This window comes from Agrobacterium sp. CG674, assembly GCF_053521645.1.
Genome location: NZ_JBNWDZ010000001.1, coordinates 1030190 through 1053529, shown reverse-complemented (window position 1 = coordinate 1053529; position 23340 = coordinate 1030190). Strand labels below are relative to the sequence as shown.

Sequence of the window (23340 nt, the reverse complement as noted above, 5' to 3'; positions counted from 1 at the left end):
ATGACAGGACTAAGCCTGCAATGCTCAAGGTCTTGTTGAAGCATCGGGGCGATAGAGAACCGCTTTCCGATGCCTACAGCCCGTATAACAGTTTGACGACGGAACTGTGACAGTCAATCATCGTCCACATCGCTACCAAGTTCAGTCAGCACTTCTGCTGCCATTGCCCGGCTGATCCGCGCTCCCCGTGCCAGTCCCAAACGATCAAGCCTCTCGACAATCGTCTGCGCCGTATCCAGAGAGCGCTCCATCCGCGCAACGATATAGCTGACAAGTTTGTCATCTATGTAAAGCTGGCGGTCCGCGAAGAGTTTCATCAAAATCTGACCGAGCAGATCCTCATCCGGCTCACCGATTTCCACCACCGTTGCCGCCTTCAGCCTCGAGCGAAGATCGGGCAAGGTAACGGGCCAAAGCGAAGGCGATTCCCGGCTGGTGATCAGCAGTGAGGTTCCGTTTTCCCGCACGCTGTTGATGACGTGAAACAGCTCCGTGTCGTCAAACCCGTTGCGGTCGGCATCTTCGAACAGGACGGGAGCCTTTTCTGCCACACGCGCCGCCTCTTCCCCTGCCACGGGCTGAATATCGGCGGCACCGCTGATGTTCTTCCAGATGCTGGCGAGATGAGATTTCCCGGAGCCCGGCGGCCCGACGAGGACCACAACCGGCGACGGCCAGCGCGGCCAGCTGTCCACGATGCTGACTGCTGCATCCAGAGGAGCGGCCACAAGCAGATCGTCACGGCCGGTCGCTGTCTGGTGAGAGAAAGCCAGCGGAAGTTGTTCGGCCTTTGCTTTGATGGCTCCAGGCTTGTTTCTATCGCTCATCGTCTAGCTCTGGGAATCGGTCTTTGTCGGCGGAAGCGCCTTAACCTGTTGGTCCTCACCATCCCACGGCAGGTTGGCCGCACGACCATGGTAGAGATCGCTATCAAGGTAGCGCGATATGGCAAAGCGTACGAGCACGCCAACCGCTGCCGCCGCAGGAACGGCAACCAAAAGGCCAACGAAGCCGAACAGCGCACCAAATGCAAACAGCGCGAACATTAGCCAGACCGGATGGAGGCCAACGCTGCTGCCGACCAGCTTTGGCTGCAGAATATTGCCTTCGATGAATTGACCCGAAAAGAAAACAACGAGAACCAGGATGACATCGATGTAATCAGGCCAGAACTGAACCAGCGCCACGCCGACCGCCAGCACCAGCCCAACCATGGATCCGACATAGGGAATGAAGCTGATAGCACCGGCAAAAAAGCCGATCAAAAGGCCAAAATTCAACCCGACAAGCGACAGGCCGACGGCATAATAGACGCCCAGAATAAGGCAGAGCGAACCTTGGCCCCGGATGAAGCCTGCAATCGTGCTATCCATGTCGCGGGCAATCTGGCGCACGGTCGAAACGTGGTCACGGGGTATCCACCCGTCGACCTTTTCGATCATGCGGTCCCAGTCCAGCAACAGGTAGAAAGCAACCACCGGCGTCACCACCAGCAGCGAGATGACATCCACCAGTGACTTGCCGGAATTCCAGATCTGCGTGAGCAAGGTGCCGATGAAGCCCGCGCCTTCTGCCAGCAACTTCGAGAAGTTCTCCTTGACGGTATCGATCTGCGTGCTGACCCAGCCCGGCAGAAGATTGCTATCGGCACCGGCGATCAGTTGCTGGAGCGAGGAGATATATTGCGGAATGCGGGTGATAAACTCAGATGCCTGCGCGACAATAAGCGGAATGATGATGATGAGCGACAGTGTAAACAAAAGCACGAAGGAGACCAGGATCATGATGCTCGCCATCATGCGGCTCAACCCCCGACGTTCCAACCAGTCTGCAATCGGATCAAGGAAATAGGCCAGCGCCATTCCCGCTACAAAAGGCAACAAAACGGAGCTGAACACCATCAGGAACAGCACGAACGCAACGAGAGCACCGAGCCAGAAAAACACCTGACGTCTCAGATTCATGCCTCTGATATGTGGTTGCATCGCCTGCTCCTTATTAAGCGCCCGTGGTCATAACGCCTTGGTCAGGAGATAGGACGCGTGGGCCGGACTGGTCAAGTGTCGCATGTTCGTCAAATTCACACAGGTGGGGCTTTCCCATAACAATACGGCTAAAACATCCAAAAGGCGTGAAAAACATGCGTTTTGCCGCGCTCATACTTGCATCGTCCCCCGTCTCATGCGAATGGCGACGCCAAACGGAACGAGTGGAGACAAGAGCCATGAGCGAACAAGGCAAGAACGGTCTTACCTACAGCGATGCAGGCGTAGACATCGACGCCGGAAATCTGATGGTCGAGAAGATCAAGCCTGCGGTGCGCTCCACCCGTCGCCCCGGCGCCGATGGTGAAATTGGCGGCTTCGGTGGCTTGTTCGATCTGAAGGCTGCGGGCTTCAAAGACCCGGTTCTCGTGGCTGCCAATGATGGCGTCGGAACCAAGCTCAAGATCGCCATCGATGCCGATTATCACGACACCGTCGGTATCGATCTCGTCGCCATGTGCGTCAACGATCTGGTCGTACAGGGTGCCGAGCCACTTTTCTTCCTCGACTACTTTGCCACCGGCAAGCTCGATCCCGATCAGGGTGCTGCCATCGTCAATGGCATTGCCGCTGGCTGCCGGGAATCCGGTTGCGCGCTGATTGGTGGCGAAACCGCCGAAATGCCGGGCATGTATTCGCATGGCGACTATGACCTTGCGGGCTTTGCTGTGGGTGCTGCCGAACGCGGTCAGCTTCTGCCAGCCGGCGACATTGCCGAAGGCGATGTCATTCTGGGCCTTGCCTCGTCAGGCGTCCACTCCAACGGCTTCTCGCTGGTGCGCAAAATCGTCACCCTTTCCGGACTTGGCTGGGATGCGGCCGCTCCCTTCGCTGAAGGTCAGAAGCTGGGCGAAGCCCTGCTCACGCCGACACGCATCTACGTCAAGCCGCTGCTCAAGGCCATCCGCGAGACGGGTGCTCTGAAGGCACTGGCCCATATTACCGGCGGTGGTTTCCCCGAGAATATTCCGCGTGTTCTGCCAAAGCATCTCGCAGCTGAAATCGATCTGGCAGCCATCAAAGTTCCCGCCGTCTTCTCATGGCTCGCCAAGACAGGTGGCGTGGCGCAGAATGAAATGCTGCGCACCTTCAACTGCGGCGTCGGCATGATTGTTGTGGTTTCCGCTGAAAACGCACAGACGGTGACGGATGCCCTGACTGCCGAAGGCGAAACCGTGTTTCCGCTGGGCCGCATGGTCGCGCGCGAAGATGCGGCACATGGCACGATCTACAAGGGCACTCTTAGCCTATGAGAGCCGGGCCTATGAGCATTGCCCCTGCCCGCAAGCGCGTCGTCGTTTTCATTTCCGGCAGCGGGTCCAACATGATGGCGCTGGCGCAAGCCTGCCAGGCGCCGGATTTCCCGGCGGAAATCGCATGCGTCATTTCCGACAAGGCGACGGCGGGCGGGCTTGCCAAGGCGCAATCCCTCGGCATTCCCACACTCGTCTTCGAGCGCAAAATTTACTCGACCAAGACCGAACATGAGCAAGCCATATTGGCCGCGCTTGGCGAAATCGATCCCGACATCATTTGCCTTGCGGGCTATATGCGGTTGATATCAGGCGAATTCATCGCGCCCTACGCAGGCCGCATCATCAACATCCATCCATCGATCCTGCCGCTTTTCCCCGGCCTTCACACCCATGAACGCGCTATCGAAAGCGGCATGAAGATCACGGGCTGCACGGTTCATTTCGTGACCGAAGGCATGGATGAAGGCCCGGTCATCGGCCAAGCTGCTGTGCCTGTGCTGGTGGGTGACACCGCTGAGACGCTTGCAGCACGCGTTCTGACCATCGAGCACAAGCTCTACCCTCTGACGCTCAAGCTTCTGGCAGAGGGCAAGGTGCGGATGGAGGGTGGCATGGCTATTCGCAGTGCCGATGCTTGCGACTCCGATCAGAAGCTGATCTCGGCCTGATCCTCCGACTGGCCGACCACCTGCCCATCTGCCGTCGAGCTTGATTTTTTCAACTCACAATCGCTGCCGGTTCAGAATCGCCCACTGCAGCAGAATGATTGTCTTGGCGTCGGTGATGCCGCCTGTCGTGATCATACCGAACGCATCGTCCAGAGGGATGGTGAGAACCTCGATGTCCTCCCCTTCCGTATCGAGACCGCCGCCAACCCCTGCTTTCTCATCGAGATCGATGCGCGCGTAAAATAGTGCGACTTTTTCCGTCAGCGTGCCGGGGCTGGCGTAGGTTTCGAAGAGATATTGCACCTCTTTAACGGCATAGCCGGTTTCTTCCATCGCCTCGCGGCGGATGGCCTCATCGGGTTGGTCGTCGTCGATAAGGCCTGCGGGAACTTCCAGCATGAAGCTGGGGTCACCATTGACGAAGGCCGCAGGGCGAAATTGCCGGACGAGGACGATGGCGTCTTTCTGGGGATCGAACAGCAGGATAGCCGCAGCGCTGCCGTGGTCGTGCACTTCGCGGTCGATGCGAATGATACGACCATCCGGCATCTTCTGATCGAAGACCAAAGTCTGGAGGTGGACGAAGCGCTTCCAGACCGTCTCTTTCGAGACGAGCTTTACCCTGTCTTCATCACGCGTTGCCGTCGTTCTTTCGTCCACATCAAACTCCGTGAGATTATGACGTCAGTGATGCCCGGTTGAGAGCAGCCCATTGCAGCAGCATGATGGTCTTGCCATCGCAGATATCGCCGTTTTCGATCATCTTCATGGCGTCATCCAGCGGGACCACGACGACTTCGATGTCCTCATCTTCATGGTCGGCACCGCCGCCTTCTTCGATCCGGTCGGATGCGTCAACGATCGCCGCGAAGAAATGCAGGATTTCGGTGACTGAGCCTGGAGACATGAAGGATTTGAACAGGAAGCGCGTGTCGCGCAGCTTGTAGCCGGTTTCTTCCATCACTTCGCGCGCGATGGCATCTGCCGGATTATCTCCATCCAGAAGGCCAGCAGGCGTTTCCAGCAGCCAGCCGTGATAGCCGTTGACATAGGTCGGTACCCTGAACTGGCGAACGAGGATGACACTGTCAATCTTTGGATCGTAGAGCAGAATGGTCGCGCCGTTGCCGCGGTCATAGGCCTCGCGCTTCAGCGTCTTCGTTTCACCCTTCGAGTTGGTGTAATTGTAGGTGATGTTGCGAAGGTGGTACCAGTTCTTTGAAAGTGTTTCGTCTTTGAGAATTTCAATCGTCGCATTATCAAATTTCTGCATGTCTTATTCCTGCGAAAATGTCTTTAACCAAACCTTGTTGTCGTGGAAGGCCGCGCCACCGTAAGGTGCCGCTGCGTCTGCGCCTGTCAGCACATTGATGCCTTCGCCATCCAGATGCGCCTTGTTGGGCCATAGGCCCTCGGCAATCAGCACACCCGACTTCGCGCCATCGACAATCCGCGCATGAATACGAACCTGCCCGCGATCATTGCCGATCTGCACGACATCACCATCCGCCACGCCGAGCCTGACGGCATCGGTGGGACAGATCATCACTTCTGGGCGCCCCTCTTTCTGCACGGATGTTTTCGTCTCTGCGAAAGTCGAGTTCAGGAAGTTACGAGCGGGTGATGTCGCAAGCCGGAACGGGTGCTCGGCATCGACCACTTCAATGATATCCACCTGATCGGGAAATTTCGGTAGCTCCGCGACCGGCCCCATGACCGGCACATTGTGCGGCGGCTTGTTAGGCGATGGACCGCCCTGCCAGTCCGGGCTGAAACGGAATTTGCCATCCGCATAGCCGAAGCCTCCCAGATAATGGGCAACCTCGAAGGGAGGCTGGGCGTCGATCCATTTTTCTTCGGCAAGGCTATCGAAATCGCCCCAACCGCCCGGTTCCAGAATGCGGTCGATATGTTCGCGCTCGCTCATGCCAAAGCCCGGCATATCGGCAACACCCAGACGCTTGGCCAATTCCTCGATGACAAACAGGTTGGTGCGAACCGTCTCAGGCGGCTCCACCAGCTTGGGCCCGAGCAGAATGTGGTTCTGGCCACCGGCGCGATAGATATCGTCATGCTCGAGGAACATGGTGGCCGGCAGAACGATATCGGCCAGATCAGCAGTATCGGTCATGAACTGCTCATGCACCGCAACGAACAGATCGTCACGCCGGAAGCCTTGGCGCACCAGCCGCTGCTCTGGGCAGACATTGACGGGATTGGTGTTCTGGATCAACAGCGCCGTCACCGGCCCACCATAGCGAAGCGCCTCGGCGTCACCAGTCAGCACGCGGCCGATCTGTGATTGATCGAGTTGACGCACATTGGGGTCGGCATAGGCCGTGCCCATAAGCTCCGACTTATCCAGCCGGAAGATATCGCCATTGTTGTGAAATGCCCCGCCGCCCTCATATTGCCAGGAGCCGAGAACGGTGGAAATGGAGAGCGCCGCATGCATGGCGACCACGCCGTTGCGCTGCCGGGCAAAGCCATATCCCAGGCGGAAAAAGCTCTTCTTATTGGTTCCGACAAGCCGTGCGAAACTTTCGACTTCCTCGACAGTGAGACCGGTGATCTCCGCAGCCCATTGCGGTGTCTTCGAAACAAGATGTGCTTCCAAACCGGCAGGATCATCCGCGAATCTCGCCATATAGGCGCGGTCGGCATATCCATCACGAAAGGCGATGTGCATGACGGCGCAGGCAAGGGCTGCGTCCGTGCCGGGCCGCACGATCAGCTTCAGGTCGGCCTGTTTCATGGTCGGGTTATCGTAGATATCGACAACGACGATCTTTGCGCCGCGTTCCTTGCGGGCCTTGATAGCGTGGGTCATGACATTGACCTGCGTCGCCACCGCATTGGTGCCCCAGATGACCACAACATCCGCCTTGGCCATCTCACGCGGGTCCGGCCCGCGCAACGCACCGGTGCCCATGACATATCCTGTCCAGGCCATATTGGTGCAGATGGAGCCGAAGAAACCGGAATATTTCTTGGCGTGGCGCAGACGCTCTATGCTGTCGCGCTGCACCTGCCCCATGGTACCGGCGTAGAAATAGGGCCAGATGGCCTCTGCCCCATGCTTGGCTTCCGCCTTGACGAATGCCTCGGCAATTTCGTCCAGCGCCGCATCCCAGCCGATTTCCTGCCAATCGCCCGCACCCTTAGCACCTTTACGGCGCTTGGGTGTCAGCAAACGGCCCGGATGGTAGATCCGTTCCGAATACCGCGCCACCTTCGCGCAGATGACGCCAGCAGTGTAAGTATTGGCATTGGCACCGCGCACACGGCCAATCCGGCCATCGGCGTTGATATCAACCTCCAGCGCGCAGGCGCTTGGGCAGTCATGGGGACAGACGGTATGGCCGATGCTGACAGCACCAGTCACGGCTTTCGTGGAAATCGGGGTCGCATCATTCATGACTTTTGTATATTGCAAAGGCAATGCGGCCAAAAGGCCCAAGTGACGACCATCAAGATTATTCATAAAAGGCATCGGCGCGCATGAACTATCGGCACATATACCACGCAGGCAATTTCGCCGATGTTCTCAAACATGCGGTCATGGCACGGCTCGTTCGCTATTTGCAGAACAAGGACAAGGCATTTCGTGTGCTGGATACCCATGCGGGCATCGGCCTCTACGATCTGTCTTCGGTTGAGGCGCAAAAGACCGGCGAATGGCAGACCGGCATCGGCAAATTGCTGGAGGCCGATCTGCCGCCAGCGGTGGCAGAGCTGTTGGAGCCATATCTCACAGCCGTGAGAGAGCTGAACCCGGATGGCGGCCTTCAGTTCTATCCCGGCTCGCCAAAGCTTGCGCGCATGCTGTTTCGCCCGCAGGACCGCTTGTCTGCCATGGAACTTCATCCCGAAGACTTCAGAGCCTTATCGCGTCTGTTCGAAGGCGATTACCAATCGCGTGTGACCGAGCTGGACGGCTGGTTGTCGCTGGGCGCGCATCTGCCGCCGAAGGAAAAACGCGGGCTTGTGCTGGTCGATCCGCCATTCGAAAAAGAGAATGAATATGAGCGGTTGGCGGAAGGCTTTCACAAGGCTTATCGCCGGTTTTCAACCGGTACCTATTGCCTGTGGTATCCGCTGAAAAAGAGCGCGCCGATCAAGGATTTCCACGAACAGCTTCAGTCTTACGATATCCCGAAGATGCTGTGCGCCGAGCTTTCGGTGCGCAGCGACCGTGTGGAAGGGTTGAGTGGCTCCGGCCTTATCATCGTCAATCCTCCCTTCACATTGAAGGAAGAGTTGCACACCATGCTGCCGGTGCTGAGGGTAACCATGGCGCAAGATCGTTATGCCTCGCACCGCGCGTTCTGGCTGCGCGGCGAATAGTTATTTAAGCTCTGTCTCTCGCTCTTCCCGCTCTGCCGCTGCCAGTTGTGACCTCTCGAAAAAGAGGATGATGAACAGGCCGATCACGAAGGGAATGATGAGGTAGAACAGGCGAAACACAAGAAGCGCCGCAATCACATCTGCCGGGTTCATATCCGGCAGACCGGTGACGAACACCAGCTCCAGAACGCCCAGACCGCCGGGCGCGTGGGAAATCAGCGCTGCGGAAAACGATATCAGGAAAATCCCCAGAACCACCATGAAGCCGGGATTTCCAGCGTCCGGCAGGGCGAAATAGATGATGCCTGCGGCGCCAAGAAGTTCGATGGGGCCAATGACGAGTTGCTGTATGACCAGGTGCGGGGCCGGATAAAACAGCGTGAATGACCCGATCTTCAGCGGACGTAGCTTCAAGAGGCTGCCGAGAAGGTAAAGCCCCGCAATACCCAGCAGAAGAACGCCCGTCGTGGCCGATGCCTCCACCGGAAGCACGCCGACAAAACGTTCTGTGATTTCAGGTTCATACACCAGAATAAAGCCCATCAGCATGATGGTGCCGATGGCAAAGGTGAAAGAACACAGGGCGACGAGGACGCCGATTTCCGAGACGCTCAACCCCTTTGACGTATAGGCCCGGTAACGAACGACAGCGCCTGAAAACACCGACGCGCCGACATTATGCGAAAGCGCATAGGTGGTGAACGATGTCAGCGTTATGAAAATCCAGCCGACTTTGCGTTTGAGATGCTGAAGCGCAATCCGGTCATATCCCGCCAGTGCCGAATAGGCCACCAGCGTGCACAGGCCCGACATCAGCCAATGATGGGGATCGATAGCAGCCAGACTGCCCCAGACATCATCAAGCGAGAGATGGCGTAACTCCTTATAGAGAAGCCATACGGAGAACCCGATCGTCGCCACGCCCACCAGGGGCCAGATGTATTTTTTCAATTTCATACGGACATGCCTGGATTCACTCCCCACCCGACAGTTTGGCCTTTTGCCGGATTCGCTGAGCTTATTCTTTATGCAAGCCCCGTTTCAACCATCACTATCATGGATGGTTGATTTTTCGGTCGCCTGTTTGCCACAGGGTTGGGATGGTATAAAAGCCGATAGCGATCAAGTCTTCGTCATCATGGCTCTGGGGCATCAAGTGAACCCGATAAAACAATATGCTGGCATAATTGCCATGGGTGTCCTTGCTCTGGCAGCAGCGGGGTGGTCGATATTCTATCCGCACGGAACGGAAACTTCACTCCAACCCGCCACAACCGCAGCTACCGCGCCCTCCCCACGCCAGACGTTGCAGCCGCCCGTCGGTTCGGGATTTGACTTCTATGTCCTGTCCTTGTCGTGGTCTCCGGCATTCTGCGCCAGTGATGCGGGCAAGAACAACAGGCAGCAATGCGGAAGCGATCGCAAATATGGCTTCGTGGTGCACGGTCTGTGGCCTCAGAACGAAACCGGCTATCCCGAATTTTGCGGCGAGGACAAGAAAGAGCGCGTGCCGCAAGAGCTAGGACGTGGCATGTTCGACATCATGCCATCCATGGGCCTCATCGGCCATCAATGGCGCAAGCATGGATCATGCAGCGGTCTTTCGCAGAAGGACTATTTCGACACTATTCGCGCCGCACATCAGCGCGTGACCGTGCCGCAAGACCTGTCATCGGGCAACAGCAGCAAGACACTCTCCGCAGATGCCGTGGAAACCGCCTTCATTGGGGCAAATCCCGGCATGGTGAAACAGGGTGTAGCCATAAGCTGCGAAGGACCGCTCCTCGAAGAAGTCCGCATCTGCATGAACAAGGATCTCAGCCTTCGCACCTGCCCGGAGGTGGACCGCAGGGGCTGCCGATCAAACACCACTGAAATCATTCCCATCCGCTAAAACCTTGAAGGTAGACCCAACATGGAACTCCTCTATTCGCCGGCATCCCCCTACTCTGCCAAAGTCCGAATGGCGTCACGCTATCTCGACATCGGCATCACCGACATCAAAGTCGACACTAGCGCAGAACCATCCACATTGCTGTACAACAATCCGCTGGGCAAAATACCAGTTCTGCTGCTGGATGATGGCGGATCGATTTATGACAGCGTTGCCATCATGCATTATCTGGATCGGGTCTCTGGCGGAAAACTCTATCCGAAGAAGCATGACAAGCGGACGGAAGCAGAAGTGCTGGAAGCTTTGTGCGACGGCATCATGGATTGCCTGATTGCGATCGTATACGAGCGGCGCTCACGCCCGGAAAACCTTGTACACCAGCCCTGGATCGATAAGCAGTGGTCGAAGGTCGTCAGAGGTCTCGATTACCTGAATGCGAACCTGCCCAAGACAGGAAAGAAACTGCATGGCGGCCACTTCGCGCTTGCGGCGACGATCGGCTATCTCGATCTGCGCTTTGCTGGCGAGTGGGCTGCTGGTCGCAAGACATTGGCCGACTGGCCCGAAAAATTCGGCAAGCGCTTCAAGGACTATGCCGAGATGAAAGCTCCGGCCTGAAACACATAAACAAAAAAAGCCGGGGCGAACCCCGGCTTTCAACATTCATCCCTGATGGGATTAGAACTTTACGCCGATACCAGCCTTAACGCTGTGATCGTCGAAGCCGCGAGATACGGTTCCTGTGTCAAGCGTGAAGTCCTTGTTCTGGTAGTCGCTGTAACGGTATTCAACGCGAGCCGTGATGTTGTTGGTAACCATGGCTTCAACACCAGCACCGACTGTGTAGCCGAGCGCTGTTGCATTGTCGTCGGATGTGGAATTGCTGACCTTGTTGTCAGAAATTGCCAGACCGCCTGTACCGTAGAGCAGGAACGGGTTCATGTCGTAACCGACGCGAGCACGGATAGAGCCGTTGACGCCCTGCTTGCCTTCGAGAGATTCGCCCAGGTTGCCTGTTCCAGCAGAACCCTTCTCATCGCCGAAGTTTACGTCTGCTTCAGCACCATAAACGATCTGGCCGCTCTGCATGTTGTAACCGCCATAGAGACCGCCGCCGAAGCCGTCGGCATCACGATCGCCGCCGTTACCTGTGAAACGACCCCAATCATAGTTGCCGGTCGCACCGAGGTACGCGCCAGACCAGTTGCTGATTGGCGCTGGCTGCTCGTAGGCAACGGGTGCCTGCGGCACTTCGTTCACCGCGTCGGCTGCCTTCGCTGCCGAAAACGCCGCAGCTGCCATAGTGGTGGCCAGTAGTGTTGCAACGATAGTACGCATGCTATTCTCCTTCTATACCCGCGGGGTGCTCAAACACATATTCCCAAAACGCGGTGTAAAACAGTTTGTTCCCTTGCCCGACTGATGATCAAAATGATGGGTGAATGAGGAGATCACACAGCCAAAATGTGAATTGATTGGGGCACCGACGTGACGGAAATGGGACGTTGCTAAAATGACACAAAAATCTATTAAGGATAACGAGTGGTTAACTTCAAAAAACGTCATTTTACATGTATTTAAATCAAATTACTTCGGACGTAACGTGAAGGCATAAATCTGTATAATCAGCGCATTCGCTGTTCAAAACTCGATGTTTCGACTTATATTCGCATGTAGAACACACAGCAGCAGGGCGTGAATCAGCTTTGAACGAGACTATACCAAAGACGGTCCTTATTACCGGTGCCGCACGGCGCATGGGGCGCGCAATAGCAGAGTATCTTGCTGCACAGGGGTTCGCGGTGGGCATCCATGCCCGCTCCTCTCTGGAGGAAGCCGAGGCCATCGCTAACACAATAAGGCAAAATGGTGGTCGTGCCGCTGTTGTGCAGGCAGATCTGGAAAATTCCGACTCGACAGAAAAACTGATGGAGAGCGCCAATTCAGCCCTCGGACCGATCGGAATTCTGGTCAACAACGCCTCAGTTTTCCAACACGATTCAGCAGACGCGTTCGACAGCGCCGCTTTCGATGCCCACTTCGCCGTTCACGTTCGCGCACCATCGATCTTGGGGGCGGCGCTTGTTCGGCAATTGCCTGAGGACATGTCAGGACTGATCGTCAACATCATAGACCAACGGGTGCTGGCGCTCACACCGCGCTTCTACTCTTACACGCTCTCGAAATCTGCCATGTGGACGGCCACGAAAACCATGGCGCAGAGCTTTGCACCGCGCGTGCGGGTCAATGCCATCGGGCCCGGCCCTTCGTTTAAAAGTGAAAGACAGGAGCCTGAGGACTTTCAGGCGCAGATCGACGCCCTTATATTAAAGCGTGGGCCGCAGCCGGATGAATTCGGTCGCACCATTCGCTTTCTATATGACTCCCCGTCGATCACCGGCCAGATGATCGCGCTCGACGGGGGCCAGCACCTTGGCTGGGAAACCCCTGACGTGGCGGAGATACCTGAATGAACGGAAAGAAGCTGCCCGATGGCGGCGTTCTCTTCGATGATAATGACGACGATGAAGATGACGTAGCCTCCGCTACCAGTGACGTGGTGTCGGAATACGCGCCTGCATCCATGGACTGGAATGCGGGATGGAAAAACGAGTCCGGCCTCAAGGGCATGGATCTCATCGGCGAATTCGTCAAACACCTGCCCAACAATCCCGGCGTCTACCGCATGTTCAATGATGCGGGCGATGTTCTCTATGTCGGCAAGGCCCGCTCGTTGAAAAAGCGCGTCAGCAACTACGCGCAAGGTCGCTTTCACTCCAACCGCATCGGCCAGATGGTGCGGCTGACCACGCATATGGAATTCGTGACGACGCGCACGGAAATCGAAGCGCTGCTTCTGGAAGCCAACCTGATCAAGCGGTTGCGTCCGCGCTACAATGTTTTGCTGCGCGACGACAAATCCTTTCCCTATATTCTCATTACAGCCGATAACCGCGCCCCGGCCATTTTCAAGCATCGCGGCGCACGCGCCCGCAAGGGTGATTATTTCGGGCCTTTCGCATCAGCAGGCGCAGTCGGCAGAACCATCAACTCCCTGCAGCGCGCCTTTCTCATTCGCACCTGCACGGATAGCGTTTTTGAAAGCCGGACGCGTCCCTGTCTTCTGCACCAGATCAAGCGCTGTTCCGCCCCCTGCACACATGAGATCAGTGACGAGGGCTATGCTGAACTGGTGAAGGAGGCGAAAGACTTCCTTTCAGGCAAGAGCCAGAGCGTGAAGGCAACCATCGCATCCCAGATGAACGAGGCCTCTGACGACCTTGATTTCGAGCGCGCCGCCGTCTACCGCGACCGGCTTGCGGCGCTGTCGCATGTGCAGAGCCATCAGGGCATCAATCCGGCGGGCATTGATGAGGCGGACGTTTTCGCCATTCACCACGAAGGTGGCGTGTCCTGCATTCAGGTTTTCTTTTTCCGCACCGGACAGAACTGGGGCAACCGCGCCTATTTCCCCAAGGCAGACCCATCCCTTCCCGGATCCGAAATCCTGAGCGCCTTTCTGGCGCAGTTTTACGATGACAAGCCGGTGCCGAGGCAAATCCTGCTATCGGAAGCCGTGGAGGAGCAGGAATTGCTCGCCGCCGCACTTACTGAAAAAGCAAACCACAAGATCAGCATCTCCGTGCCGCAGCGTGGAGAGAAGAAAGATGTGGTCGATCACGTTCTAGGAAACGCGCGCGAAGCGCATGGGCGCAAGCTTGCCGAAACATCGTCGCAGGCCCGGTTGCTGAAAGGCTTCGCGGAAACATTTGCCCTGCCCTATGTGCCGCGCCGCATCGAGATTTACGATAACTCGCATATGATGGGCACCAACGCCGTCGGCGGCATGGTGGTTGCGGGGCCGGACGGCTTCACCAAAAGCCACTATCGAAAGTTCAACATCAAATCGACCGACATCACCCCCGGCGACGACTTCGGCATGATGCGCGAAGTGATGACGCGCCGCTTTTCGCGGCTGCTGAAGGAAGAAGGCAGACCGGACCGCTCCCAGGTCACAGCGCCGGAAGACGCCGCTGACGCGCCCTTCCCCGCATGGCCGGATGTTATCCTCATCGATGGTGGACAAGGGCAAATGACCGCCGTGCGCACCATTCTGGATGAACTCGGCATCCGCGATTGCGTGACCGCAATCGGCGTGGCGAAGGGCGTTGACCGTGATGCGGGCCGCGAGCGGTTCTTTACCGATACGCGCAGCGATTTTTCACTGCCGCCTCGTGATCCTGTGCTGTATTTCGTTCAGCGCATGCGTGACGAGGCGCACCGTTTCGCCATCGGCTCTCACCGCGCCCGCCGCAAGAAAGAGCTCATCAAGAACCCGCTGGATGAAATCGGCGGCATCGGCCCCGGTCGCAAACGCGCCCTTTTGCAGCATTTCGGCACTGCCAAGGCAGTGTCGCGGGCGGCACTGAGCGACCTGATGGCAGTTGGCGGTATTTCTGAAACGGTAGCGCGGCAGGTTTACAATCACTTCCACGAGAGTGGTCGAGACTAAGTGCATGGTTTTGAGCGGTACCCGCAAAAAAACATAATAGGGTGTTGACGCTTGCTGCTTAGGGCTGCATCAACGCTGTATCTCGAATGACAGGTTCCCCCCATGGCTTCGCGCGCATACAACATCCCCAATCTTCTGACCTATGGCCGCATTCTGGCGGTTCCGGTTATCGTTCTGTGTTTCTTCATAGAGGGGAAGCTTGAAAGTTCGGATTTTGCTCGATGGACAGCGTTGTGGCTTTTCATCATTGCCTCGCTCACCGACTTTCTGGATGGTTATCTGGCGCGCATCTGGAACCAGACATCCAATATCGGCCGCATGCTGGACCCGATTGCAGATAAACTGCTGATTGCATCCGTGCTACTCTTGCTGGCTGCCGATGGGACAATTGCTGGCTGGTCGCTCTGGGCTGCTATCACGATCCTGTGCCGCGAAATTCTGGTCTCTGGCCTGCGCGAATATCTGGCGGCGTTGAAGGTTTCCGTGCCGGTTACCCAGATCGCAAAGTGGAAGACGACGATCCAGATGGTCTCAATCGCATTCCTCCTTGCGGGCCCGGCAGGCGACAAGGTGCTGCCCTACACGACAGAAATCGGCATCACGCTGCTATGGGTCGCCGCCGCACTGACCATCTACACCGGTTATGATTATTTCAGGGCGGGCATCAAGCACATCGTGGATGCTGATTAATGGTTCACATTGTCTATTTTGCCTGGGTACGCGAGAGAATCGGAAAATCCGAGGAGGATCTCGAACTTCCTGCCAGCGTGAAGACGGCGGGCGACCTGATCCAACATCTGGTGACACTGGGCGAAGAATATGAAGCCGCGTTCGAATTTCCTGATGTCATCCGCGTCGCGGTCAATCAGGAACATATCGAGCATGATGAGAGCATAGCAGGCGCGCGCGAAATCGGTATCTTTCCACCAATGACGGGTGGCTAGTCATGACGGTCGAGCCGACCATTCGTGTGCAGCGACAGGATTTCGATGCGTCCGCTGAAGCTCGGCTGTTATCGCAGGGCGACAGAAACATCGGCGCCGTCGTGACCTTCACCGGTCTCTGCCGCGACGATGGCGGCACGCTATCAGCCCTTGAGCTTGAGCATTATCCCGGCATGGCGGAAGCCGAAATGCTGCGCATTGCCAAGCTTGCCATCGAGCGCTTCGAACTTCTCGGTCTCACAGCAATCCATCGTTATGGTCGCATAGAGACCGGCGACAACATCGTCCTCGTCATCGCAGCCTCCCGCCACAGGCAGGCAGCCTTCGATGGCGCGAACTTCGTGATGGACTATCTGAAGACCGCCGCCCCCTTCTGGAAGAAGGAGCACAGCAAAGACGGCACAGCGGGCGACTGGGTATCGGCCAAGGATACCGACGACGCTGCGAAGGATAAATGGCGCCAGTAGCCCAGCGCCTCTAAGACGCTAATATCTGATAGCGGTAACATGTAGCCAGTCCGAAGGCATCTTATCATACCCGCTGCCGGCTTCGGCTTTGATATCGATCTCACGCCACTCAAGGGCGCCATAGACATTGGTCAACCACTCTTGCGATGGATAATTGTAGTACCGATCAAGCTGGTCTCGGCCTTCGGATTGCCCAGCCTTGAAACTGGCATAAAACACTCCGCCCGGTTTCATCGCCCTATGGATCAAGCTCAATATGCTGGGTAACTCCGCCTTGGGCACATGCAAAAGAGACGCGTTTGCCCATACACCATCATAGGCCGCCGTTTCATCCAGATCGCTGAACAACAGAGTATCGACAGGAATATTCAGCCGCTGTGATGCTGCTTTTGCCATTTCAGGCGTTCCGTCTGTCGGGCGAACGTTAAATCCTTGGGCGAGCATAAATTCACTGTCTTGCCCCGCCCCGCACCCCAGCTCGATAATATCGGCCTTGGGTGGCAGGCGTTTAAGGAAAGCCTCAAGATGCGCACTGTGTGGCTGCCCTCTTGAGGTGTAGGCTTCGGATTCCTCCGCGTAAAAGCGAAGAGTTGTCTGGTCCAAAGTCAATATCGATCCCCCCTGTCTACTGACCGAAATCCAATTGCTTTCAACCCTACATGGTTTTGAACAAACAAAAAGCCCGCGCATCTCGATCCTTCAGAAGATCGTAAATACGCGGGCTTTTTTGTTTTAGTTCAATCGCTTAAGGCAATCGCCTTAGAGACTGATTCCGATACCTGGCAGATTGATTCAGCCGACGATTTCGGTTTCTGCGAACCAGTAAGCGATTTCCTGAGCTGCGGTTTCAGGAGCGTCAGAACCGTGAACGGAGTTTTCACCGATGGACAGAGCGAACTGCTTACGGATCGTGCCTTCGTCAGCGTTTGCTGGGTTGGTCGCGCCCATGATTTCGCGGTTCTTGAGGATTGCGTTTTCGCCTTCCAGAACCTGAACGATGGTTGGGCCGGATGTCATGCCTTCAACCAGTTCACCGAAGAAAGGACGCTCTTTGTGAACAGCGTAGAAGCCTTCTGCTTCGCGCTTGCTCATCCAGACGCGCTTGGACGCGATGATGCGCAGACCGTTGTCTTCGAATACCTTGGTGATGGCACCAGTCAGGTTGCGCTTGGTTGCGTCCGGCTTGATCATCGAAAAAGTGCGTTCAATCGCCATATCTCTATTCCTTATTCTTGGAGAAAGTGGGCGGTGTTTACCCGCCCAATGGGCCGAAAACAAGGGGTATGGCGGGATTTGCCCAGGTCTCCATCACATTTCACGCCGCTGTCACACTTCTTCCGCGCGCGCCGTGCAGATCAAGGCAACGTTCGAACCAGTCGCGGACTGCATCGTTCTTTCCGAACAGGTCCACGCCCGATGTGACACGCGCCCATTGGAGCGCGCCGAAAACAATATAATCGGCAAACAGCGCGGTATCTCCACCCAGGAATGGTTGTGACGCCAGCATCCGACGAATAGGCGCCAGCTTCTCCGGGAAGACTGCGATCTCGGCATCTCGGTCCGCGATCACCTCTTCCAAAGTTTTGCCAAGGGCTTTGGTGCGGGTTTCACGGAAATAGGCGCGGTCCGCCTCATCTAGCATGTCGTGAATATCGAGAACGGCAATCTTGACGATGGACGGGTGCAATTGCGTTTGCGACCAGCTTTCGACGAAACGTGACAGAGCCTTGCCGCCCTCTCCGTTAAACAGCGACGGCGCTTTGGGGTATGCCTCATCCAGATAGACCGCGATCTCGAAGCTATCTTTCACCAGTTCGTCGCCATCTCGAAGAATGGGGACCGTTTTGGAAAAGCCGTTCTCCACGCCCGGTATCGCGGTGAAGGCCAATGGCCTTTCCTCAAAATCCAGCCCCTTATGGGCCAGAGACATGACAGCCTTCCAGCAATGGGGAGAAAACGGGCGGGCGTCGTCTTTGCCGCAAAGCGAGTACAGGGTTCTGGAGGTCATCGCAGGTCCTTCTCATGTGGTTTCGTCGCTATCAAATCACTGAAGTGGACCATGATCAAATGACTAGATGTCATGGAACCCATTACGCGCGAAAATGTACATTCATGGACAATGATGCCTGCCATTTATGGTATTTTAAAGCGTCGCGAACAATAGAATGCTCAACGAGCAAAATGCCGCGCCAATCGGCAGTTCATATTCACGGAGATGCGGGGGCATGGCTTCACAAACCGTCAGCACTATCAGGGACACATCCAAAGGCAGCCTTGTTGTGACGAAGGTGACCCAGTTCATCTCGAAAATGAACCTTGCGCCGTTGCCGCGTAATTACGAACTATTCTTTGAGGTGCTGAGCGGGCACAATGCAGCCATGGGCCAGGATGTGCTGGCGCTAGGCAATGCGCCGCAGCAGCATGACATCGACATGATCGGCCAGAAACACAATCTGCCCAGCTTTTCGCGCCTGGCGGCGTCCGACGCCGCATCGGAAGCGGCTATCATGATCGCACAGATCGCAGCGAGGCTCACAGCCGCTCTGGAACGCTCCGATGCCCTCTTGGCAAATCTAACCGACCGACCGAGGGAGCATGTAACACCGGAATATATGGCTGAGCTGCTTCTCGACGTTCATCACGAACAGGCAAGTCTCCACAATTTTGTGCGACAGGGTCTGGAGAAAATTCTTGATCACGAAGAGCGCAGCACGCAGCTCCGGGCAGCGTCACTCAAAGACGCCCTGACAGCATTGCCGAACCGCCCCGCCTTTCTGGGCAAGCTCGCAGATTGTTTCCACGGTGAGACAAACACATCCGTCTGCCTCGCACTCGTGAATATCGACCACTTCAGGGACATCAATGAGAAATACGGTACTGTTGCTGGCAACAAGGCCTTGCGGCGGCTGGCCGCTCTGTTCCGCAAGTCGATCAAGAAGGACGACTTTGCAGCGCGGATCGAAGGCAACGAGTTTGCCTTCCTGTTTACGGGCGTTTCGCAAAACACGGCTCTCAGCATCGCCGAACGCCTGCGCCACACTGTCGAAAATCTGCGTTTCGTCACGAAAGACGGCGATGGCGAACGCCTGACGGTGTCCATCGGAGTGGCCGCGTCTGAGGGCACGATCAGCGCGGCGGAAGTTTACGGAAATGCCGAGCTGGCACTTCTGGCAGCCCGCAGCGGAGCTCGAAACTGCGTTGTTCCCTACAGCCGTGAAGTAGCTCAACGCTCCCGCAACAGTTATTTGCTACAGATCGGCAGATAAAAGCGGTCGAGACTGTGGCTTTCGCGCTCTTGCGTTCGGAGTTGAGTTCGGCCAAAACGGCGGCATGATTACCATTTCAGACGTTTCCGCCCGTATTGCCGGGCGCTTGCTCCTCGACCACGCCAGCGTTTCGCTGCCCACCGGCACCAAGGCTGGCCTCGTTGGCCGCAATGGTGCGGGTAAATCCACGCTGTTCCGCGTCATTACCGGCGATCTGGGGGCAGAGACAGGCTCTGTCTTCATTCCCAAGAATGCGCGCCTCGGACAGGTGGCTCAGGAAGCCCCTGCGACGGAAGAAAGCCTGATCGACATCGTGCTGGCTGCCGATAAGGAGCGTGCTGCATTGATGCTGGAAGCGGAAACCGCAACAGATCCGGGCCGCATTGCAGATATCCAGATGCGCCTTGTCGATATCGATGCGCATTCCGCCGAAGCACGCGCCTCGAGCATTCTGGCCGGTCTGGGTTTTGATCAGGAAGCTCAGCTTCGCCCCGCCTCATCCTTTTCGGGCGGCTGGCGCATGCGCGTGGCGCTCGCGTCTGTTTTGTTTGCTGAGCCAGACCTTCTGCTGCTTGATGAACCCACCAACTATCTCGACCTTGAGGGCACGCTGTGGCTGGAAGATTACATCCGCCGCTATCCCTACACTGTCATCATTATCAGCCACGACCGCGACCTGCTGAACAACGCCGTCAACGCCATCGTGCATCTGGACCAGAAGAAGCTGACCTTCTATCGCGGCGGATACGACCAGTTCGAGCGCCAGAAGGCTGAAGCTGACGAGTTGCAGACAAAAGCCAAGGTCAAGAACGATGCCGCCCGCAAGCATTTGCAGAGCTTCATTGACCGCTTCAAGGCCAAAGCCTCCAAGGCAAAACAGGCCCAGAGCCGCGTGAAAGCACTGGAGCGGATGGGCACCGTGTCTTCGGTTATCGAAGACCACGTTCAGCCGATCACCTTCCCGGAACCAGAAAAGCAGCCCGCCTCGCCTATCGTTGCCATTAATGGCGGTGCGGTGGGATATGAGCCGGGCAACCCTATCCTCAAAGGCTTGAACCTGCGCATCGACAACGATGACCGCATCGCGCTTCTGGGTTCCAACGGTAACGGCAAGTCCACCTTCGCCAAGTTCATCTCGGGGCGTCTCGCGCCCGAGAGCGGTGATCTGCGACTGGCACCCGCGCTAAAGATCGGCTTTTTTGCCCAGCACCAGTTGGACGATCTCGTGCCGGAAGAAAACCCGGTCGAGCATGTGCGCAAGCTGATGCCGCAGGCACCTGAAGCGAAGGTTCGTGCCCGCGTGGCACAGATGGGTCTCGCAACGGAAAAAATGGCAACGCCTGCCAAGGATTTGTCGGGTGGCGAAAAGGCTCGCCTTCTGATGGGCCTTGCAGCGTTTCACGCGCCGAACCTGCTCATTCTCGATGAGCCGACCAACCATCTTGATATCGATAGCCGCCGCGCGCTGATCGAGGCGTTGAACGACTATAATGGCGCCGTCATTCTCATCTCGCATGATCGCCACCTGATCGAAGCCACCGTCGACCGCCTCTGGCTCGTCAACAACGGCACGGTGACGACCTTCGAAGGCGATATGGATGAATACCGAGATCTGATTGTCTCTTCGGGTAAAAAAAAAGACGAAAAAATTGAAGTCGTCTTAGACGGCGCTTCAAAAGCGGACCAGCGCAAGGCGAATGCTGAAAAGCGCGCAGCGCTGGCTCCGCTCAAGAAAAAGATCAACGATATTGAATCCTTGACGGCAAAGCTTGAGAAGCTGATTCAAGCGCTTGATAAGGAACTTGGCGATCCTAGCCTTTATGAAAAGGCTCCCGCCAAAGCCGCGCTGAAAGTGAAGGAACGCGGCGAAGCTGCCAGCAAACTCGCCGATGCGGAAGAGCAGTGGCTGCTGCTTTCCAGTGAGTATGAAGAAGCAATGAGCGGGTAATCGGCTCTTGGATGCTGTCGTTAATCGGCGTTATTCTAAGACTGCCTGTAAGTAACCAGTCATTAACCATAATCATGGAAACCATGCTGTAACACTTCAGTGATTCCAGCCTCGAGTTTTTCATGTCATTTCAAACCATACTGGCCAATATTGTACTGGCCACATGCCTTGTTGCCTGCGCGGGAAAGCCGCTGGTTGATGGTTCATTGAAAACGTCCTTTGCGGCATCTGCGCCGGTGGGCTCTTCCCTCAAAGCCCACGATCCATTGGCACTTTCGCCTGCGGCCTGGATGCGTCCGCGAAACCCGGGCGGGCTTGCGGGGCGTGATATTTACGTTTCCTCCGCTGACGATATCGCCCTTGCCAACAAGGAAGTTGTGCTGAGCTTCGATGATGGCCCGGTGCCCGGCAAGACTGAGAGCATTCTGGCGACGCTGGATGAGTTCGGCGTCAAGGCCACCTTCCTCATGGTGGGAGAAATGGCGCAGGCTCACCCCGACATTGCCAAAAAGGTCATTGCAGACGGCCACAGCGTTGGTAGCCACACTTATAGCCACCCCAATTTGCGCGCCCTGTCTTTTGATCGCGCACTGGCGGAAGTCTCCCGTGGTGCCAGCGCGGTTTCAAAGGCGACGGATAACGGCGCGTCATTCTTCCGCTTCCCATATCTGTCGGATAATAGCCGTCTGCGCCATATGGTCTCAGACCGTGGCATGGTCATCATGGATGTGCAGATCGATTCGAAGGATTATTTCAAGGATGCGCCCGCCGTCGTCGCATCGCGCACCATGGCGGCGCTTCGTCATCGCGGCAGCGGCATCATATTGATGCACGATATCCACAAACGCACCGCCGCCATGTTGCCCGCATTGCTGACCCAGTTGAAGGCAGAGGGCTACAAGGTCGTGCGTCTTGTCTACAAGAAAAACAGCCACAAGCCGATGGTTGTCGCGTCTTTGAACTGATGGACATCTCGGAGCCTTGCCGACTCCGATGTTTCTGATAGAACTGCATAAAGTACTATTTTTCGAGTGAAACATTCAAACGGGTTTTTCTTTCATGTCAGCCACCAAACTTGCCATCGTCGGCGTCGGCAAAATCGTTCGCGATCAACACCTTCCAGCCATTGCAGCCAATCCGGATTTTGATCTGGTCGCCACTGCCAGCCGTCATGGTACGGTTGAAGGCGTGCCTTCCTACGGCACCATTGAGGCTCTGCTCGAATCAGTTCCCGATGTGCAGGCCGTGTCTCTCTGCATGCCGCCGCAGTATCGTTACACCGCTGCCTATGCCGCGCTTAACGCTGGCAAGCATGTGTTTCTGGAAAAGCCCCCAGGCGCCACTCTGTCTGAAGTGCAGGATCTTTCACGCCTGGCTGATGCCAAGGGCGTTTCACTGTTTGCAAGCTGGCACTCGCGCTATGCGCCTGCTGTAGAAGCCGCCAAAAGCTTCCTGTCCTCCACGAAGATCAACAGCGTGCACGTCATCTGGAAGGAAGACGTGCGCCACTGGCATCCTAATCAGGAATGGATCTGGCAGGCCGGTGGTCTTGGCGTTTTTGATCCCGGTATCAATGCCTTGTCGATCATCACCCACATTCTGCCACGCGCTCTCTTCATCACCAAAGCGACGTTGGAATTCCCGGAAAACCGTGACGCGCCAATCGCTGCCGACATCCGCTTTTCTGATGTGACGCAGATGCAGGTGCATGCGGAATTCGACTGGCGTCAGACGGGCAAGCAGAGCTGGGATATCGTAGCGGAAACCGAAGCGGGCCAGATGGTTCTGTCCGAAGGCGGCGCAAAGCTCTCGATCAACGGCCAGCAGACAATGGCCGCGCCGGAGCGGGAATATCCTGCCCTCTACGAACGCTTCGCGGATATCATCAAATCCGGCACATCGGACGTCGACCTTGCACCGCTCATGCATGTCGCCGATGCGTTCCTGCTCGGTCGCCACAAGTTTGTGGATTCGTTCTTCGACTAAGCGAAG

The 23340-nt window shown here is 56.5% G+C and carries 24 protein-coding genes; 14 read left to right on the top strand and 10 right to left on the bottom strand.

What is annotated here, in order from left to right; translation table 11 throughout:
• Positions 1 to 113: 113 nt before the first annotated feature.
• Together hdaA and ACQZ51_RS05155 are read right to left on the bottom strand one after the other, a co-directional pair.
• On the bottom strand, positions 114 to 827 hold the full coding sequence (gene hdaA, locus ACQZ51_RS05160) for a DnaA regulatory inactivator HdaA (RefSeq protein ID WP_448775656.1): 714 nt from the start codon (positions 825 to 827) through the stop codon (positions 114 to 116).
• Between the two features lie 3 nt (positions 828 to 830).
• Positions 831 to 1985 carry an AI-2E family transporter gene (locus ACQZ51_RS05155; protein WP_448775654.1) on the bottom strand — a complete coding sequence of 385 codons (1155 nt, stop codon included), beginning with the start codon at positions 1983 to 1985 and terminating at the stop codon, positions 831 to 833.
• Between the two features lie 239 nt (positions 1986 to 2224).
• On the opposite strand from ACQZ51_RS05155, the gene purM reads away from it, so the two are divergent.
• Complete coding sequence (gene purM / locus ACQZ51_RS05150) at positions 2225 to 3298, top strand: phosphoribosylformylglycinamidine cyclo-ligase (RefSeq protein ID WP_042618568.1); 1074 nt, start codon at positions 2225 to 2227, stop codon at positions 3296 to 3298.
• Positions 3299 to 3309: 11 nt separating this feature from the next.
• Entirely contained in the window at positions 3310 to 3969 is a 660-nt protein-coding gene (gene purN / locus ACQZ51_RS05145; RefSeq protein WP_448775652.1) for a phosphoribosylglycinamide formyltransferase, read from the top strand.
• 54 nt (positions 3970 to 4023) lie between these two features.
• Here purN and ACQZ51_RS05140 read toward each other — a convergent pair whose 3' ends face one another.
• The 3 genes from ACQZ51_RS05140 to ACQZ51_RS05130 are packed head-to-tail and all read right to left on the bottom strand — an operon-like array spanning position 4024 to position 7453.
• Entirely contained in the window at positions 4024 to 4629 is a 606-nt protein-coding gene (locus ACQZ51_RS05140; protein WP_448775651.1) for an NUDIX domain-containing protein, read from the bottom strand.
• Between the two features lie 16 nt (positions 4630 to 4645).
• Positions 4646 to 5242 carry an NUDIX domain-containing protein gene (locus ACQZ51_RS05135; protein ID WP_448775650.1) on the bottom strand — a complete coding sequence of 199 codons (597 nt, stop codon included), beginning with the start codon at positions 5240 to 5242 and terminating at the stop codon, positions 4646 to 4648.
• A gap of 3 nt (positions 5243 to 5245) precedes the next feature.
• Positions 5246 to 7453, bottom strand: coding sequence for a molybdopterin-containing oxidoreductase family protein (locus ACQZ51_RS05130; RefSeq protein WP_448775649.1), 2208 nt, complete (start codon positions 7451 to 7453; stop codon positions 5246 to 5248).
• A gap of 17 nt (positions 7454 to 7470) precedes the next feature.
• Between ACQZ51_RS05130 and ACQZ51_RS05125 the strand changes: the two genes are divergently transcribed.
• A complete protein-coding gene (locus ACQZ51_RS05125) occupies positions 7471 to 8316 on the top strand; it encodes a 23S rRNA (adenine(2030)-N(6))-methyltransferase RlmJ (protein WP_448775647.1) in 846 nt (281 codons plus the stop codon).
• Here ACQZ51_RS05125 and ACQZ51_RS05120 read toward each other — a convergent pair whose 3' ends face one another.
• Positions 8317 to 9273, bottom strand: a complete 957-nt coding sequence (locus tag ACQZ51_RS05120; RefSeq protein WP_192063784.1) for a lysylphosphatidylglycerol synthase domain-containing protein — start codon at positions 9271 to 9273, stop codon at positions 8317 to 8319.
• Positions 9274 to 9481: 208 nt separating this feature from the next.
• Between ACQZ51_RS05120 and ACQZ51_RS05115 the strand changes: the two genes are divergently transcribed.
• Both ACQZ51_RS05115 and ACQZ51_RS05110 read left to right on the top strand, forming a co-directional pair.
• The gene (locus ACQZ51_RS05115; protein WP_448775790.1) at positions 9482 to 10210 is read left to right on the top strand and encodes a ribonuclease T2 family protein; all 729 of its coding nucleotides are present in this window, start codon (positions 9482 to 9484) and stop codon (positions 10208 to 10210) included.
• 21 nt (positions 10211 to 10231) lie between these two features.
• Complete coding sequence (locus tag ACQZ51_RS05110) at positions 10232 to 10828, top strand: glutathione S-transferase family protein (RefSeq protein ID WP_448775645.1); 597 nt, start codon at positions 10232 to 10234, stop codon at positions 10826 to 10828.
• A gap of 60 nt (positions 10829 to 10888) precedes the next feature.
• Here ACQZ51_RS05110 and ACQZ51_RS05105 read toward each other — a convergent pair whose 3' ends face one another.
• Entirely contained in the window at positions 10889 to 11548 is a 660-nt protein-coding gene (locus ACQZ51_RS05105) for an outer membrane protein (RefSeq protein WP_448775644.1), read from the bottom strand.
• Positions 11549 to 11916: 368 nt separating this feature from the next.
• On the opposite strand from ACQZ51_RS05105, the gene ACQZ51_RS05100 reads away from it, so the two are divergent.
• The 5 genes from ACQZ51_RS05100 (at position 11917) to ACQZ51_RS05080 (ending at position 16134) form a co-directional block, all read left to right on the top strand.
• A complete protein-coding gene (locus ACQZ51_RS05100; protein WP_448775643.1) occupies positions 11917 to 12684 on the top strand; it encodes an SDR family oxidoreductase in 768 nt (255 codons plus the stop codon).
• A complete protein-coding gene (uvrC, locus tag ACQZ51_RS05095) occupies positions 12681 to 14723 on the top strand; it encodes an excinuclease ABC subunit UvrC (RefSeq protein ID WP_448775642.1) in 2043 nt (680 codons plus the stop codon). Before ACQZ51_RS05100 ends, uvrC begins: the two co-directional genes overlap by 4 nt.
• Positions 14724 to 14825: 102 nt before the next feature.
• Positions 14826 to 15413 (top strand): CDP-diacylglycerol--glycerol-3-phosphate 3-phosphatidyltransferase, encoded by a 588-nt coding sequence (gene pgsA, locus ACQZ51_RS05090; protein WP_042618577.1) that lies wholly within the window; start codon positions 14826 to 14828, stop codon positions 15411 to 15413.
• Positions 15413 to 15667 (top strand): molybdopterin converting factor subunit 1, encoded by a 255-nt coding sequence (gene moaD, locus ACQZ51_RS05085; RefSeq protein WP_448775641.1) that lies wholly within the window; start codon positions 15413 to 15415, stop codon positions 15665 to 15667. The genes pgsA and moaD overlap by 1 nt, the downstream gene beginning before the upstream one ends.
• 2 nt (positions 15668 to 15669) lie before the next feature.
• Positions 15670 to 16134 (top strand): molybdenum cofactor biosynthesis protein MoaE, encoded by a 465-nt coding sequence (locus ACQZ51_RS05080; protein WP_448775640.1) that lies wholly within the window; start codon positions 15670 to 15672, stop codon positions 16132 to 16134.
• A gap of 18 nt (positions 16135 to 16152) precedes the next feature.
• Here ACQZ51_RS05080 and ACQZ51_RS05075 read toward each other — a convergent pair whose 3' ends face one another.
• The 3 genes from ACQZ51_RS05075 to ACQZ51_RS05065 form a co-directional block, all read right to left on the bottom strand.
• Positions 16153 to 16824, bottom strand: a complete 672-nt coding sequence (locus tag ACQZ51_RS05075) for a class I SAM-dependent methyltransferase (protein WP_448775638.1) — start codon at positions 16822 to 16824, stop codon at positions 16153 to 16155.
• 102 nt (positions 16825 to 16926) lie between these two features.
• On the bottom strand, positions 16927 to 17349 hold the full coding sequence (gene ndk / locus ACQZ51_RS05070) for a nucleoside-diphosphate kinase (RefSeq protein WP_042618581.1): 423 nt from the start codon (positions 17347 to 17349) through the stop codon (positions 16927 to 16929).
• Positions 17350 to 17449: 100 nt separating this feature from the next.
• Entirely contained in the window at positions 17450 to 18142 is a 693-nt protein-coding gene (locus ACQZ51_RS05065) for a glutathione S-transferase family protein (protein WP_448775636.1), read from the bottom strand.
• Between the two features lie 217 nt (positions 18143 to 18359).
• Between ACQZ51_RS05065 and ACQZ51_RS05060 the strand changes: the two genes are divergently transcribed.
• The 4 genes from ACQZ51_RS05060 (at position 18360) to ACQZ51_RS05045 (ending at position 23334) form a co-directional block, all read left to right on the top strand.
• Positions 18360 to 19400: a GGDEF domain-containing protein gene (locus tag ACQZ51_RS05060; RefSeq protein ID WP_448775634.1), complete on the top strand. Its 1041-nt coding sequence runs from the start codon at positions 18360 to 18362 to the stop codon at positions 19398 to 19400.
• 64 nt (positions 19401 to 19464) lie between these two features.
• Complete coding sequence (locus ACQZ51_RS05055) at positions 19465 to 21348, top strand: ABC-F family ATP-binding cassette domain-containing protein (protein WP_448775633.1); 1884 nt, start codon at positions 19465 to 19467, stop codon at positions 21346 to 21348.
• Between the two features lie 122 nt (positions 21349 to 21470).
• Positions 21471 to 22313, top strand: a complete 843-nt coding sequence (locus tag ACQZ51_RS05050) for a polysaccharide deacetylase family protein (protein WP_448775632.1) — start codon at positions 21471 to 21473, stop codon at positions 22311 to 22313.
• A gap of 94 nt (positions 22314 to 22407) precedes the next feature.
• Positions 22408 to 23334 (top strand): Gfo/Idh/MocA family protein, encoded by a 927-nt coding sequence (locus ACQZ51_RS05045; protein WP_448775631.1) that lies wholly within the window; start codon positions 22408 to 22410, stop codon positions 23332 to 23334.
• The last annotated feature ends 6 nt before the right edge of the window (positions 23335 to 23340 follow it).

Bases quoted from the DNA above. Each gene is read 5' to 3' on its own strand.
- ACQZ51_RS05135 (WP_448775650.1), bottom strand. From the start codon at position 5,242: ATGCAGAAATTTGATAATGCGACGATTGAAATTCTCAAAGACGAAACA.
- pgsA (WP_042618577.1), top strand. From the start codon at position 14,826: ATGGCTTCGCGCGCATACAACATCCCCAATCTTCTGACCTATGGCCGC.
- ACQZ51_RS05110 (WP_448775645.1), top strand. From the start codon at position 10,232: ATGGAACTCCTCTATTCGCCGGCATCCCCCTACTCTGCCAAAGTCCGA.
- ACQZ51_RS05080 (WP_448775640.1), top strand. From the start codon at position 15,670: ATGACGGTCGAGCCGACCATTCGTGTGCAGCGACAGGATTTCGATGCG.
- uvrC (WP_448775642.1), top strand. From the start codon at position 12,681: ATGAACGGAAAGAAGCTGCCCGATGGCGGCGTTCTCTTCGATGATAAT.
- ACQZ51_RS05060 (WP_448775634.1), top strand. From the start codon at position 18,360: ATGGCTTCACAAACCGTCAGCACTATCAGGGACACATCCAAAGGCAGC.
- hdaA (WP_448775656.1), bottom strand. From the start codon at position 827: ATGAGCGATAGAAACAAGCCTGGAGCCATCAAAGCAAAGGCCGAACAA.
- ACQZ51_RS05130 (WP_448775649.1), bottom strand. From the start codon at position 7,453: ATGAATAATCTTGATGGTCGTCACTTGGGCCTTTTGGCCGCATTGCCT.
- moaD (WP_448775641.1), top strand. From the start codon at position 15,413: ATGGTTCACATTGTCTATTTTGCCTGGGTACGCGAGAGAATCGGAAAA.
- ACQZ51_RS05125 (WP_448775647.1), top strand. From the start codon at position 7,471: ATGAACTATCGGCACATATACCACGCAGGCAATTTCGCCGATGTTCTC.
- ACQZ51_RS05155 (WP_448775654.1), bottom strand. From the start codon at position 1,985: ATGCAACCACATATCAGAGGCATGAATCTGAGACGTCAGGTGTTTTTC.
- purM (WP_042618568.1), top strand. From the start codon at position 2,225: ATGAGCGAACAAGGCAAGAACGGTCTTACCTACAGCGATGCAGGCGTA.
- purN (WP_448775652.1), top strand. From the start codon at position 3,310: ATGAGCATTGCCCCTGCCCGCAAGCGCGTCGTCGTTTTCATTTCCGGC.
- ndk (WP_042618581.1), bottom strand. From the start codon at position 17,349: ATGGCGATTGAACGCACTTTTTCGATGATCAAGCCGGACGCAACCAAG.
- ACQZ51_RS05050 (WP_448775632.1), top strand. From the start codon at position 21,471: ATGTCATTTCAAACCATACTGGCCAATATTGTACTGGCCACATGCCTT.
- ACQZ51_RS05120 (WP_192063784.1), bottom strand. From the start codon at position 9,273: ATGAAATTGAAAAAATACATCTGGCCCCTGGTGGGCGTGGCGACGATC.
- ACQZ51_RS05045 (WP_448775631.1), top strand. From the start codon at position 22,408: ATGTCAGCCACCAAACTTGCCATCGTCGGCGTCGGCAAAATCGTTCGC.
- ACQZ51_RS05075 (WP_448775638.1), bottom strand. From the start codon at position 16,824: ATGCGCGGGCTTTTTGTTTGTTCAAAACCATGTAGGGTTGAAAGCAAT.
- ACQZ51_RS05105 (WP_448775644.1), bottom strand. From the start codon at position 11,548: ATGCGTACTATCGTTGCAACACTACTGGCCACCACTATGGCAGCTGCG.
- ACQZ51_RS05055 (WP_448775633.1), top strand. From the start codon at position 19,465: ATGATTACCATTTCAGACGTTTCCGCCCGTATTGCCGGGCGCTTGCTC.
- ACQZ51_RS05065 (WP_448775636.1), bottom strand. From the start codon at position 18,142: ATGACCTCCAGAACCCTGTACTCGCTTTGCGGCAAAGACGACGCCCGC.